Annotated in this window: 13 protein-coding genes; 10 read left to right on the forward strand and 3 right to left on the reverse strand. The window is 33.8% G+C overall.

The window, feature by feature from the left end; all coding sequences use genetic code 11:
* The first annotated feature begins 18 nt into the window (after positions 1-18).
* The 3 genes from H8909_RS01215 (at position 19) to H8909_RS01225 (ending at position 4,153) form a co-directional block, all read left to right on the forward strand.
* A complete protein-coding gene (locus H8909_RS01215; RefSeq protein ID WP_187011535.1) occupies positions 19-1,332 on the forward strand; it encodes a DEAD/DEAH box helicase in 1,314 nt (437 codons plus the stop codon).
* A gap of 56 nt (positions 1,333-1,388) precedes the next feature.
* On the forward strand, positions 1,389-2,261 hold the full coding sequence (locus tag H8909_RS01220) for a deoxyribonuclease IV (RefSeq protein ID WP_187011536.1): 873 nt from the start codon (positions 1,389-1,391) through the stop codon (positions 2,259-2,261).
* Positions 2,262-2,899: 638 nt separating this feature from the next.
* On the forward strand, positions 2,900-4,153 hold the full coding sequence (locus H8909_RS01225) for an RNA-binding domain-containing protein (protein ID WP_187011537.1): 1,254 nt from the start codon (positions 2,900-2,902) through the stop codon (positions 4,151-4,153).
* Between the two features lie 36 nt (positions 4,154-4,189).
* On the opposite strand, the gene ispG is transcribed toward H8909_RS01225, so the two are convergent.
* Positions 4,190-5,257, reverse strand: coding sequence for a flavodoxin-dependent (E)-4-hydroxy-3-methylbut-2-enyl-diphosphate synthase (gene ispG / locus H8909_RS01230; RefSeq protein WP_187011538.1), 1,068 nt, complete (start codon positions 5,255-5,257; stop codon positions 4,190-4,192).
* A 113-nt stretch (positions 5,258-5,370) separates the two neighbouring features.
* On the reverse strand, positions 5,371-5,634 hold the full coding sequence (gene rpsT, locus H8909_RS01235; protein ID WP_055234210.1) for a 30S ribosomal protein S20: 264 nt from the start codon (positions 5,632-5,634) through the stop codon (positions 5,371-5,373).
* A gap of 144 nt (positions 5,635-5,778) precedes the next feature.
* Here rpsT and fmt point away from each other — a divergent pair, with 144 nt between their 5' ends.
* Genes fmt through H8909_RS01255 form a run of 4 tightly spaced genes read left to right on the forward strand, consistent with a single transcriptional unit; the run spans position 5,779 to position 9,569 of the window.
* Positions 5,779-6,729 carry a methionyl-tRNA formyltransferase gene (gene fmt, locus H8909_RS01240; protein WP_187011539.1) on the forward strand — a complete coding sequence of 317 codons (951 nt, stop codon included), beginning with the start codon at positions 5,779-5,781 and terminating at the stop codon, positions 6,727-6,729.
* 9 nt (positions 6,730-6,738) lie between these two features.
* The gene (locus H8909_RS01245; protein WP_187011540.1) at positions 6,739-8,040 is read left to right on the forward strand and encodes a pyrimidine-nucleoside phosphorylase; all 1,302 of its coding nucleotides are present in this window, start codon (positions 6,739-6,741) and stop codon (positions 8,038-8,040) included.
* A 3-nt stretch (positions 8,041-8,043) separates the two neighbouring features.
* A complete protein-coding gene (locus H8909_RS01250) occupies positions 8,044-8,886 on the forward strand; it encodes a Cof-type HAD-IIB family hydrolase (protein WP_187011541.1) in 843 nt (280 codons plus the stop codon).
* Between the two features lie 11 nt (positions 8,887-8,897).
* Entirely contained in the window at positions 8,898-9,569 is a 672-nt protein-coding gene (locus H8909_RS01255; protein WP_022424649.1) for a TIGR00266 family protein, read from the forward strand.
* Positions 9,570-9,593: 24 nt separating this feature from the next.
* On the opposite strand, the gene H8909_RS01260 is transcribed toward H8909_RS01255, so the two are convergent.
* Positions 9,594-10,184: a sugar O-acetyltransferase gene (locus H8909_RS01260; protein ID WP_187011542.1), complete on the reverse strand. Its 591-nt coding sequence runs from the start codon at positions 10,182-10,184 to the stop codon at positions 9,594-9,596.
* A gap of 138 nt (positions 10,185-10,322) precedes the next feature.
* Between H8909_RS01260 and pyrB the strand changes: the two genes are divergently transcribed.
* The 3 genes from pyrB (at position 10,323) to H8909_RS01275 (ending at position 12,204) form a co-directional block, all read left to right on the forward strand.
* Complete coding sequence (gene pyrB / locus H8909_RS01265; RefSeq protein ID WP_022424651.1) at positions 10,323-11,258, forward strand: aspartate carbamoyltransferase; 936 nt, start codon at positions 10,323-10,325, stop codon at positions 11,256-11,258.
* Positions 11,255-11,680, forward strand: a complete 426-nt coding sequence (locus H8909_RS01270) for an aspartate carbamoyltransferase regulatory subunit (RefSeq protein WP_187011543.1) — start codon at positions 11,255-11,257, stop codon at positions 11,678-11,680. The genes pyrB and H8909_RS01270 overlap by 4 nt, the downstream gene beginning before the upstream one ends.
* A 95-nt stretch (positions 11,681-11,775) precedes the next feature.
* A complete protein-coding gene (locus H8909_RS01275) occupies positions 11,776-12,204 on the forward strand; it encodes a MarR family winged helix-turn-helix transcriptional regulator (protein WP_187011544.1) in 429 nt (142 codons plus the stop codon).
* The last annotated feature ends 3 nt before the right edge of the window (positions 12,205-12,207 follow it).

Below are 12,207 nucleotides of genomic sequence, written 5' to 3' on the forward strand. Positions count from 1 at the left end.
TAAAGGAGGCGAATTATAATGGATTTATTTGACAAATTTCAATTTAATGATTATGTAAAAAAGACTTTAAACAACATACATTTCACATCACCAACACCTATCCAGGATAAGGTGATCCCCCTTGTTTATAAGAATAAAGATATTATTGGTATCTCACAGACAGGTACTGGTAAAACTCATTCATTCTTAATTCCTATTATTGATCGTATTGATACAAATGCAGATTATGTACAGGCAGTTATTACAACTCCTACAAGAGAACTTGCACATCAGATCTATGAAAACGCAAAGGAATTCAAGAAAGAAAACCCTGATTTAAGAATCTCACTTGTAATTGGTGGTTCTGATAAGCAGAAGGCTATTAATAAGCTTTCTACACAGCCACATATCGTTATTGGTACACCAGGACGTATTAAAGACTTATCTTTAAATGAACAAGCTTTAATCATCACTACAGCTACTACATTTGTAGTGGATGAAGCAGATATGACTTTAGAATATGGTTATCTTGAAGACTTAGATGCAGTCTTATCTAAGATGAGAGAAGATTTACAGATGCTTGTATTCTCAGCAACTATTCCTGAACATTTATGGCCATTCTTAAGAAAATATATGAATGCGCCAGAATTAGTACAGATTGATGCCCATAAGAAAACAACAGACAATACAAAACATTACTTAATTCATACAAAGCATCATGATCGTTATACAGTATTAAAGAATATCATGGATATCATTGATCCATATATCTGCTTAATCTTCTGTAATAAGAGAACAGAAGCCACTAAGCTATCTGATCAGTTAAGAAGTGATGGCTATCGTGTCGGTGAAATTCATGGTGACTTAGAACCACGTGAACGTAAACAGATGATGAGACGTATCAACAATAATGAATATCAGTACATTGTAGCTACAGATATTGCGGCTAGAGGTATTGATATTGATGGTGTATCTCATGTTATTAATATGGAATTCCCAACAGAAAGAGACTTCTATATTCATAGATCTGGTAGATGTGGTCGTGGTAAGTATAAGGGTGAATGTTATTCTATGTATGATTCATCTAATCAGCAGATGGTTGAATCACTTGAAAAGAAGGGTATTCACTTTGAAGTAAAAGAAATCCGTAATGGTGTATTAACGGATGCCAAGGCACGTAATAAGCGTAAGAATAGAAATGCGCCACAGTCTGAATTAGAAAAAGAAATTCAGCGTATTATTAAGAGACCTAAGAAGGTTAAACCTGGTTATAAGAAGAAGAGAAAAAGAGAAATTCAGGCTATTTACCAGAAAAAGAAAAGAGATATTATTCGTAAAGATATTCAGAGATAGAAAAAAGAACGTGCGAAACAGGCACAGAGAGAAAAACGTGAAAGGGAGAACATGCAGTGATTATAGGTTCACATGTCTCAATGGGTGGTAAGGAAATGCTTCTAGGAAGTGTAAAAGAAGCATTAAGTTATAATGCCAATACATTCATGTTTTATACAGGAGCACCTCAGAATACGAGACGTAAACCTGTTTCTGAATTACGTGTAGAAGAAGCCAAAGAATTAATGAAAGAAAAGGGAATAGACATGGACAAGGTTGTTGTTCATGCCCCTTATATTATTAATTTAGGAAATACAATCAAGCCTGAAACAAGAGAACTTGCTGTATCATTCTTACGTCAAGAAATTGAAAGATGTGATGAAATTGGTGCCTCAAGACTTGTTCTTCATCCAGGTGCTCATGTTAAAGCAGGGGATGAAGCAGGATTAGATGCGATTGTATCAGGCTTAAATGAAGCAATGAAGCCAGACCAGAAGGTACATATTGCCTTAGAAACAATGGCAGGTAAAGGCACTGAACTAGGTAGAACATTTGATCAGTTAGCTTATATTATTGATCATTGTGATTATCCTGAATTATTAGGTTTATGTTTAGATACATGTCATTTAAATGATGCAGGTTATGATATTTCTGATTTTGATGCAATTCTTGATGAAGTCGATGAAAAGATCGGTTTAGATAAGGTATTAGTTGTTCATGTCAATGACTCTAAGAATCCACAAGGTTCTCATAAAGATAGACATGAGAATATTGGTTTTGGGACAATCGGTTTTGATACATTGGACTCTATTGTATCTAATGAACGCTTAAAAGATGTTCCTAAGATTCTAGAAACACCTTATATTGAAAAGAATGCACCTTATAAAGAAGAAATTGAAATGTTGAAAAAGCATGAATTCAACCCAGGTTTAAAAGAAATGTTTGAATAAGCAGCCGTAATTGGTTGCTTATTTTTTATGTTCAATAAGTACATAATTTGGTCGAAAAGTGCGTAAATAGCTTATTTTATTAGTTTTCGATTGAAATAATTTGGATGTAAAACTTTTCGATTGAATTTACGATTGTTTTTGATATGTATTGTTGAATAATTCAGCTATATTATTACCCTGTCATGTAACGAGCGAGTTATTAATTTTAACGAAAATCCAACAAAGAGGGTGCTTTAAAATTTACGATTGAAAATAGCGCGGACGAAAAAGTTTTCGATTGAATCTTCGATTGTTTTTACGCGTATTTTTGCTTGAATAAGCTCTATGTATGTATCTAATGAGTGTTTTGTGTTATAAAAAACACTGTTTTATAGTTCATAATTTTAATTTTATTATAAAGTATGAATGAAAATGGAATGGATTGAAATTACGTTCATTTTAATTGCATTTGTGAGATACTGAATGTATTCCGAGATTGATATTCGTATAATCAAGTGTATTATTCACTCGGAAATCATACAAAAAGGGTGTTTTTTCTGATTTACGATTGAAATAATTTGGACGAAAAAGTTTTCGATTGAATTTACGCTCTTTTTTAATTATACTTAAAGTAGTAGAATAGGAAAGGAGATAGAAATATGCGTGAAACAAGAAATCTAGAGTTTAAAGAAACAATCACAAGTACTTTCTTGAAAACAGTTAGTGCTTTTTCAAACTATGATGGTGGAACAATCTTGTTTGGAGTTGACGATGATGGCAATATTAAAGGGTTGTCAGATATAATCAAGGCGTGTTTAGATATTGAAAACAAAATTAATGATACTATTTCTCCACAACCAGATTATGTACTTGAACCAAATGAAGTAAACAAGACTATAAAACTTATTGTGAAAAGTGGATTACAGAAACCATACTTATATAAATCAAAAGCATATAAGCGTAATGATTCTGCAACTATAGAAGTAGATACATTAGAGTTTTCAAGGCTTGTATTGGAAGGGAAAAATATTAGTTTTGAAGAACTACCATACAAAGATCAGAATCTTACTTTTCATTTTCTTGAAGAACAATTAGAAAAAACTATTCAAATCAGTTCGTTTAATCTCGATACATTAAAAACTCTTAATCTCTATGACAATAATAATGGATATAATAACGCAGCTGGTTTATTAGCGGATACTAATGATTTTCCTGGAGTTGATATTATAAAATTTGGAGAAAATATCAGTGTTATTCAGAAAAGAATTACATTTGATCATATGTCTATTCTAGAAGTCTATAAGAAATCGCTTGAGGTATTTAGAGATTATTATAGATATGAAGTGATAGAAGGATCTGAAAGAAAGAATGTCGAAAAAATACCAGAAGCAGCTTTTAGAGAAGCTATTGCGAATGGACTTATTCATAGGATGTGGGATGTGAATTCTCATATTAGAATATCTATGTTTGATAATCATATCGATATAGTGTCTCCAGGTGGACTACCAACAGGAATTTCTGAAGAAGAGTATTTGAATGGTAAAACATCTGTTTTAAGAAATAGAAATCTTGCGAATGTATTCTATCGATTAGGGTTTGTAGAAATATTTGGAACAGGTATTACACGAATCAAACAATTATATGAAAGTAGTTTTGTGAAACCTCGTTTTGAAGTGTCAGAAAATACTATAAAGATTGAATTGCCTGTTTTTGAAGATATTTCTGATTTAACAGATGATGAGCATCTTGTTTTAAAAGCGTTAAGTAAAACAGTCCTAAAATCTATTAGTGAAATAGTACCAAGTACACCTTTTGGTAAATCAAAAGTCTCTTCTCTATTAAAAATACTAGAGAAAAAGGGAGTTGTACTGATTCAAGGAAAAGGTAGATCCACAAAATATATAATAAAATAGAAAATCTAACGTAACGTAAAAAAGCGAGTTTATGAATTACTCGCTTTTTTCTTCAACCATCTTTAAGATTTCATCTTTCAGTGTCTGAACCATATCTTCCTGTTTAACACGTTTTACAATCTCTCCATGCTTAATAAGAAGACCTTCACCAACACCACCTGCAATACCAATATCAGCATGACGTGCTTCTCCTGGACCATTTACTGCACAACCCATAATTGCGACTGTAATATTGAGATGAATATCCTTTAAGAAATCTTCCATCTCTTTAGCGATAGGAATCAAATCATACTGAATACGACCGCAAGTGGGACATGACACAAGAGTAGGGACACCCTTTAATAAACCTAATTCCTTTAATAGAATCTTAGCAACTTTAATTTCTTCTACAGGATCATCACTTAAAGACACTCTAATAGTATTTCCAATACCTTCATATAATAATGTACCAATACCCAAAGCAGACTTAATAGTGCCTCCTAAGGCAGTACCTGCTTCAGTGACACCTACATGTAAAGGGTAAGGGAATGTTTTAGACGCTAATTCATACGCTTTAATAGTCAACATTGTATTAGAAGACTTTAATGAAATAACGATATCATGGAAATCTAGATCCTCTAGAATCTTTACATGCTTCATTGCGGATTCAACCATACCTTCAGGTGTAGGTTCTCCATATTTCTCTAGAATATCTTTTTCTAAAGAACCACCATTAACCCCAATTCTAATAGGGATATGTTTTTCTTTACATGCATCTACAACTGCTTTTACCTTTTCAATAGAACCAATATTACCAGGATTAATACGTACCTTATCAATACCAGATTCTATAGCAATAAGAGCAAGCTTATAATCAAAATGAATATCAGCCACTAAAGGAATATGAATTCCTTTCTTGATCTCTTTAATTGCATAAGCATCCTCTTTATCAAATACAGCTACTCTTACAAGCTCACATCCTGCCTGTTCCAATGCATTAATCTGTTTAATAGTTGCTTCTACATTTTTAGTCTTTGTATTACACATAGACTGAATCACTACATGATTATTACCACCAATAGTTAAATTGCCTACCTGTACACTTTTTGTTTCTTCTCTTAACATATTTCTATACCTCGCACTTTATATTTTAAGAAACTTACACCCTAAATGCAAGGCATAAGAAAACATCCAGTAAAATGCTGGATGTTTATGTTTCATATAGAAAACTCTATCAACTATCCGATTGAGTTAATTTTCTTCTGAAGTCTTGCTTTCTGTCTGCTAGCATAGTTTTTGTGATGGATATGCTTAGTTACAGATGCATCTAACTGTCTTGTGCAATCGCTAAATTCCTTAGCAGCAACTTCTTTGTCACCAGCTTCTACAGCGTTTAATACTTTCTTGATTGAAGTCTTTAAAGCGCTCTTTACTGCGTTGTTTGCTAATCTTTTTTCATTATCGTTTTTATAACGTTTAATCTGCTGTTTCATGTTTGCCATAATAATCTCACCTCGTTCTATAGTTTGCTGAACTATAATACCAAAAATGCTAGATGATTGCAATAGTTTTTTTGGTTTTTCCTGTGTGGTAGCACTTATAAAATGAGTATGTTATAATTATAAAGTAATTACAGGAGGAATTTTATGAGTAAAAAAATAGTTTTTATGGGAACTGCATCTTTTTCATTAAAAGTACTGCAGATGTTACTAGAAAATAAATATGATGTTGTGGGTGTTGTCACTCAGCCAGATCGTTATGTAGGAAGAAAGAAAGTACTCACTATGAGTGATGTGAAACAGGAAGCATTAAAACATGATATTCCTGTATTACAGCCAGAACGAATTAGAAATGACTATCAGGCAGTCTTAGATCTAAAGCCTGATTTAATTATTACTGCAGCTTATGGACAGATTGTCCCAACTGCTGTATTAGAAGCACCACGTCTAGGATGTGTGAATGTCCATGCGTCTTTATTACCACTTTATCGTGGTGGGGCACCAGTGCATCGCGCTATTATTGATGGTCGCAAAGAAACAGGTGTGACTATTATGTATATGGCAGAAAAGATGGATGCAGGTGATATTATCTCTCAAAAATCCACACCAATTACAGATGATGATAACTTAGAAATTGTATATGATCGTTTAACTGATATTGGTGCTGAATTATTAAAGGATACATTACCATCTATCTTTGATGAAACAAATGATAGAATTCCACAGAATCCTGATGAAGTTGTTTATGCACCTATTATTAAGAGAGAAGATGAAAGACTTGATTGGAACAAGACAGCAAGAGAAATCTTTAATCATGTAAGAGGCTTATATCCTCATCCAGGTACATTTACAACTTATAATGGACAGGTTGTAAAAATCTATAAGGGTGAAATTCATAACTGCCCTAATGCCAAGGAACATCATAAAGATGAAAAGAACGGTACTATCGTTAAGATCTTTAAGGATGCAATCGGTGTAAAGGTAGAAGATGGTGTATTTGTGATTACAGAGATACAGCTTTCTGGTAAGAAACGTATGTCTGTAAAGGATTATTTAAATGGTAAGAATATATTCGAGGTAGGAACTCAGTTTGAGTAGGTGACATTTATGAGAATGGTAGATCTTATTGAAAAGAAAAAAGATAATGTAGTATTAACTGATGAAGAAATTCATGAATTAATCCAGGAATATACAAAAGGTGATATTCCTGATTATCAGATGAGTGCTTTCTTGATGGCTGTTGTCTTTAATGGATTAACAGATCACGAAACAGCCCAGCTGACTTTAGAAATGATGCATAGTGGTGATGTGATTGATTTAAGTGGTATTCATGGTATTAAAGTAGATAAGCATTCTACTGGTGGTGTTGGTGATAAGACATCTTTAGTATTAGGTCCAATGGTAGCTGCATGTGGTGTACCAGTCGCTAAGATGAGTGGTAGAGGACTTGGACATACAGGTGGGACTCTAGATAAGATGGAGTCTATTCCAGGACTTAATATTTATGTTAATGAAGAAGATTTTATTAAACAGGTGAATGATATTCATTTAGCTATTATTGGTCAGACAGCGTCTCTTGATCCTGCAGATAAGAAGATGTATGCATTAAGAGATGTCACTGGAACTGTTCAGTCTATTCCTTTGATTGCTTCTTCTATTATGAGTAAGAAGTTAGCTGCAGGCAGTGATGCAATTTTACTTGATGTCAAATATGGTGATGGTGCTTTTATGAAGAACTTGGAGGACGCGAAGAAACTTGCTCGTACAATGATCACAATTGGTCAGCATCTTCATAAGGATACAAGAGCCACTATTTCTAATATGTCCCAGCCTTTGGGCTATGCAATTGGTAATTCATTAGAAGTGAAAGAAGCGATTGCAACACTTAATGGCAATGGTCCTGAGGATTTATTAGAATTATGTTTAACTGCAGGAAGTACAATGTTGATGATGGCACAAAAGGCAGAAACAGTGACTGAAGCAAGAAAGATGCTAGAAGAAGCCATTTCTTCTAAGAAAGCATTACATGCTTTAGAAGCAATGGTAAAAGCACAGGGTGGAGACAGCGATTATATTCTTTATCCTGAAAAGTTTACAATGGCTGAACATATATTTGATGTTTATGCGCCTGAAACAGGATATATTGAAGATCTAGAGGCATTAACTCTTGGACTAGTATCAATGCGTCTAGGTGGAGGAAGAGAAACAGTCACAGATGAAATTGATCATAGCGTTGGTTTAATTCTACATAAGAAGATTGGTGATTATGTAGAACAGGGAGAACCATTAGTGACTGTTCATGATAATGGTAAATGGACAAAAGAAAGAAAAGAAGAATTATTAAGTGCATTCCATTTTAGTAAAGAAAAGGTAGAAAAACCTATATTGATTGATGAAATTATGGAGTAGTATATGAGTAAATTTTTATTTTTTGATATTGATGGTACATTAGTAGGAAAATCAAGACATATAACAGAAAAAACAAAAGAAGCCATTCAAGCAGCAAAGAATGCGGGAAATAAAGTATTCTTATGTACAGGTAGAGCACCTACTTCTATTGTAGGTGATGTTAAAGCATTACCTATTGATGGTATTGTGGCAAGTGCAGGAGGATTTGTCCAGGTAGATGGGAAGTATATCTTTAAGAACTATATGGATCAATATACTCTTTCAGAAATGATGACACTCTTTGTGAATCATGGTATCTTATTCTGTCTAGAAACTGAACATGCGATTTATCAGACACCAGGTGTGAATGAATTCTTTGACAAGAGACACAATAAGGAATTTGGGGATAATGTAGAATTACAGAGATTCTTTGAATTAAAACGTCAGGAAGAAAACCGTATTCCTGTCTCTCAATTTGACTTAGAAAAGACAGGTGTCACTAAGATTGGTTTTATTGCCCCTGATCCTATCGCTTTTTATGATTGTGTAAAGTATATTGCACCAATGTTTAATATTGTGACATTCTCTAAATATGAAGATGATTTCATTAATGGTGAAATCATCTTAAAGAACTGCACAAAAGCAGATGGTGTGAAACGTGTTGTAGATTATTATCATGGAGATATGAAGGATACAATCGGTTTTGGAGATTCTATGAATGATTTCCAGATGATTGATACATGTGAAATTGGTGTCGTTGCGGAGAATGCCCCAGATAAATTAAAAGCTATTGGAACATGTTTCTTCAAGGACCCAGATGCTGATGGTTTAGCAGATGCAATTAATGAATTAAAATTAGATCAGTAGGAGATGATTGTATGAAGTATGAAATTAAAGGAAAACCACTTCCTGTCGCAATCCTTCATCTAGATCAAGGCGAATCTATTTTGACAGATAGTGGCGCAATGGTATGGATGAAACCAGCTCTAACTATGGATACTGTATCAGGTGGTATGAAATCTCTATTTGGCCGTGCTTTTTCAGGAGAAACACTTTTCTTGAATAAATATACAGCAACCGAGCCGAGCATGATTGCCTTAGGATCTTCTTTTCCTGGTGACATACTTGTGTATGATGTGAGCCAGGGAGATATTATTGTTCAGAAGTCTTCTTATCTTGCAAGTGAAGAAACAGTAAAAAGAGAAATCTCTTTTTCTAAAAAAGGTACAATAGGATTTTTTGGTGGCGAAGGGTTCATCATGAATAGATATTTTGGCTCAGGTTTACTATTTATTGAGATAGATGGTACAGCTATAGAATATGACTTAAATCCTGGTGAAGAGATGGTTGTGAATACAGGTAATCTTGTCGCAATGAGTTCATCTTGTCATATTGATGTTGTTTCTGTAAAAGGTATAAAGAATAAGTTCCTAGGAGGAGAAGGATTCTTTAACACAGTAGTCAAGGGACCAGGTCATGTAATTGTACAGACAATGCCTATTTCTACATTGGCTGAAAGCTTATCTGGTTTTATGCCTCAAAATGACTAAAAAGGATGTCAGTGACATCCTTTTTTAATTATGATTCCAATTTGTTTGTTCGTCTTTATCAGTGATTTCTCTTATCACATGGCATGGATTACCTACGGCTACACTGTTGCTAGGAATATCGTTTACAACAACACTGCCTCCACCAATGACAACATTATCTCCGATAGTGACTCCAGGCATCACCTGAACACCTGCACCAATCCAGACATTATTTCCTATCGTAATAGGATAAGCATATTCTAGTCCTTGATTTCTACGTTTTGTATCAATTGGATGTCCTGCAGTATAGAATCCACAGTTAGGTGCGATAAAGACATTATCTCCAAAAGTTACTTCTGCGCCATCTAGTATCACTGTATTATGGTTCGCAAAGAAGTGTCTACCTATTTTGATATTATAGCCATAATCACACCAGAACGGTGACATAATACAAGTAGAGTCATCTATAGGTCCTAATAATTGATGGAGTATCTTTTTTTGATTTACTGTATCAGAAGGCATCAGTTGATTAAATTTGAAACATAAATCTTTTGCGATTGCTCTTTCTTTAAGTAGATCTTTATCGTTGTTGGCATTATACAACATTTCTTTCAACATTTTTTCTTTTTCAGTCATAATCTTTCTCCTTACCTATATCATAATAATATAGTTAATATATCAATTAAACGTTTTTATTAGAAAAAACTGTTTAAATAGAGGCGCTGTGATATAATAGATAGGAATTAAAACAAGTTTATAAAGAAGGAGCTCACCATGAAAAAATTCATTATTGATCCAATGGACTTATCTGTTGAAGAAATTGATGATTTAATCGCACTCGCAAACGATATCATCAAAGACCGTACACGTTATCAGGACGTATGTGCACATAAGATTCTTGCAACACTATTCTTCGAACCTAGTACACGTACAAGACTATCTTTTGAAAGTGCTATGTTATCACTTGGAGGAAAGGTATTAGGATTCCCAACTGCAAACGTATCTAGTGCTTCTAAGGGAGAAACAGTATCAGATACAATTCATGTAGTTAGCGGCTATTGTGATATTATCGCAATGCGTCATCCAAAGGAAGGTGCTCCAGTTGTGGCTTCATCAACATGCACTGTACCTTTAATTAATGCAGGTGATGGAGGACATAATCACCCTACTCAGACATTAACTGACTTATTAACTATTCAGAGAGAAAAAGGCACTTTAAAGAACCTTACAGTAGGTTTCTGTGGTGACTTGAAGTTTGGACGTACAGTTCATTCATTATTAAAAGCAATGTCACGTTATGAAGGCACTAAGTTTGTATTCATCTCTCCAGATGAATTAAAGCTTCCTGAATACTTAAAAGAAGACATTCTTGATCCAATGGGTATTGAATATAAAGAAGTACGTAGCATGGAAGAAGTCATGCCAGAATTAGATATTCTTTATATGACAAGAGTACAGCAGGAACGTTTCTTCAATGAACAGGATTATATCCGTTTAAGAGATACTTATATCTTAGATGAAGAAAAATTACAGGCTGCAAAGAAAGATATGATTATTATGCATCCACTTCCACGTGTCAATGAAATCAAGACTGAAGTCGATGCAGATCCAAGAGCTGCTTATTTCAGACAGGCTCATAATGGACGTTTTATCCGTATGGCATTGATCTTAAGCTTATTAGGATTACAGAATGAGGTGGAAAGATTATGAGAATAGACAGTATTAAAAATGGTATTGTGATTGACCATATTGCAGCTGGTAAAGCAAAAGAAGTATATGATGCTCTTGATCTAGGTAAGTTAGATTGTCAGGTTGCAATCATCATGAATTGCCGTTCTAATAAGATGGGTAAGAAAGATATCATCAAGATTGATAACGATTTTGATGTTGATTTAGATGTATTAGGTTATATTGATCCTAATATTACTGTTTCTATTATTAAGAATGGTGAAACAATAGAAAAGAAGAAATTACAGCTTCCTGAAAAAATCATTAATGTGGCTAAATGTAAGAACCCAAGATGTATTACATCTGTAGAAAGAGATTTAGATCAGGTGTTCTATCTTGCAAATAGAGAGAAACGTATCTATAGATGTTATTATTGTGAATCTAGGGCTGAGAAGAAGGACTAGGTCCTTCTTTTTTTATAATTTAATATTTAATAGCATACTATTGACATTGGATTGAAAGTGTACTATCATTCTAATGCGCAGAAGGAGGTAAACTGATGAGAGAAAGTGAAGTAGTAAGCTATATTAAGCATATTAATGACTGTTTAAAGAAGCGTGCGAATAATTCTTTAAGAAAAGAAGGATTAACTTTAATGCAGTCCCATGTTTTATTGAAATTACAGGACGCACCTGATCAGAGAATGACCTTTAAGGAGATTGAGAAAGACTTACATGTAGCTCAATCAACAACTGCGGGACTTCTAGGAAGACTTCAGGAGAAGAATCTTATTCATTGTTGTGATGATTCTAAGGATAAGCGAATTAAAGTTGCCTGCTTAACACAAAAAGGTGAAAGCCATTGTGCACAGGCAAAAAAGAATATGGCTGAATCCAATCGTCTCATGATGAAGGGATTAACACAGGAAGAAATGGATACTTTAGCTGAACTTCTGAAAAAGGTCTATTCAAATCTAGAAAATGAATGAAAG

The organism is Catenibacterium faecis, assembly GCF_014306455.1.
Lineage (GTDB): Bacteria > Bacillota_I > Bacilli_A > Erysipelotrichales > Coprobacillaceae > Catenibacterium > Catenibacterium mitsuoka_A.

What these genes read in the sequence shown, in the direction of transcription:
- pyrB (WP_022424651.1), top strand. Translation starts at nt 10,323, where the DNA reads ATGAAAAAATTCATTATTGATCCAATGGACTTATCTGTTGAAGAAATT.
- H8909_RS01260 (WP_187011542.1), bottom strand. Translation starts at nt 10,184, where the DNA reads ATGACTGAAAAAGAAAAAATGTTGAAAGAAATGTTGTATAATGCCAAC.
- ispG (WP_187011538.1), bottom strand. Translation starts at nt 5,257, where the DNA reads ATGTTAAGAGAAGAAACAAAAAGTGTACAGGTAGGCAATTTAACTATT.
- H8909_RS01270 (WP_187011543.1), top strand. Translation starts at nt 11,255, where the DNA reads ATGAGAATAGACAGTATTAAAAATGGTATTGTGATTGACCATATTGCA.
- fmt (WP_187011539.1), top strand. Translation starts at nt 5,779, where the DNA reads ATGAGTAAAAAAATAGTTTTTATGGGAACTGCATCTTTTTCATTAAAA.
- H8909_RS01255 (WP_022424649.1), top strand. Translation starts at nt 8,898, where the DNA reads ATGAAGTATGAAATTAAAGGAAAACCACTTCCTGTCGCAATCCTTCAT.
- H8909_RS01275 (WP_187011544.1), top strand. Translation starts at nt 11,776, where the DNA reads ATGAGAGAAAGTGAAGTAGTAAGCTATATTAAGCATATTAATGACTGT.
- rpsT (WP_055234210.1), bottom strand. Translation starts at nt 5,634, where the DNA reads ATGGCAAACATGAAACAGCAGATTAAACGTTATAAAAACGATAATGAA.
- H8909_RS01215 (WP_187011535.1), top strand. Translation starts at nt 19, where the DNA reads ATGGATTTATTTGACAAATTTCAATTTAATGATTATGTAAAAAAGACT.
- H8909_RS01250 (WP_187011541.1), top strand. Translation starts at nt 8,044, where the DNA reads ATGAGTAAATTTTTATTTTTTGATATTGATGGTACATTAGTAGGAAAA.
- H8909_RS01225 (WP_187011537.1), top strand. Translation starts at nt 2,900, where the DNA reads ATGCGTGAAACAAGAAATCTAGAGTTTAAAGAAACAATCACAAGTACT.
- H8909_RS01245 (WP_187011540.1), top strand. Translation starts at nt 6,739, where the DNA reads ATGAGAATGGTAGATCTTATTGAAAAGAAAAAAGATAATGTAGTATTA.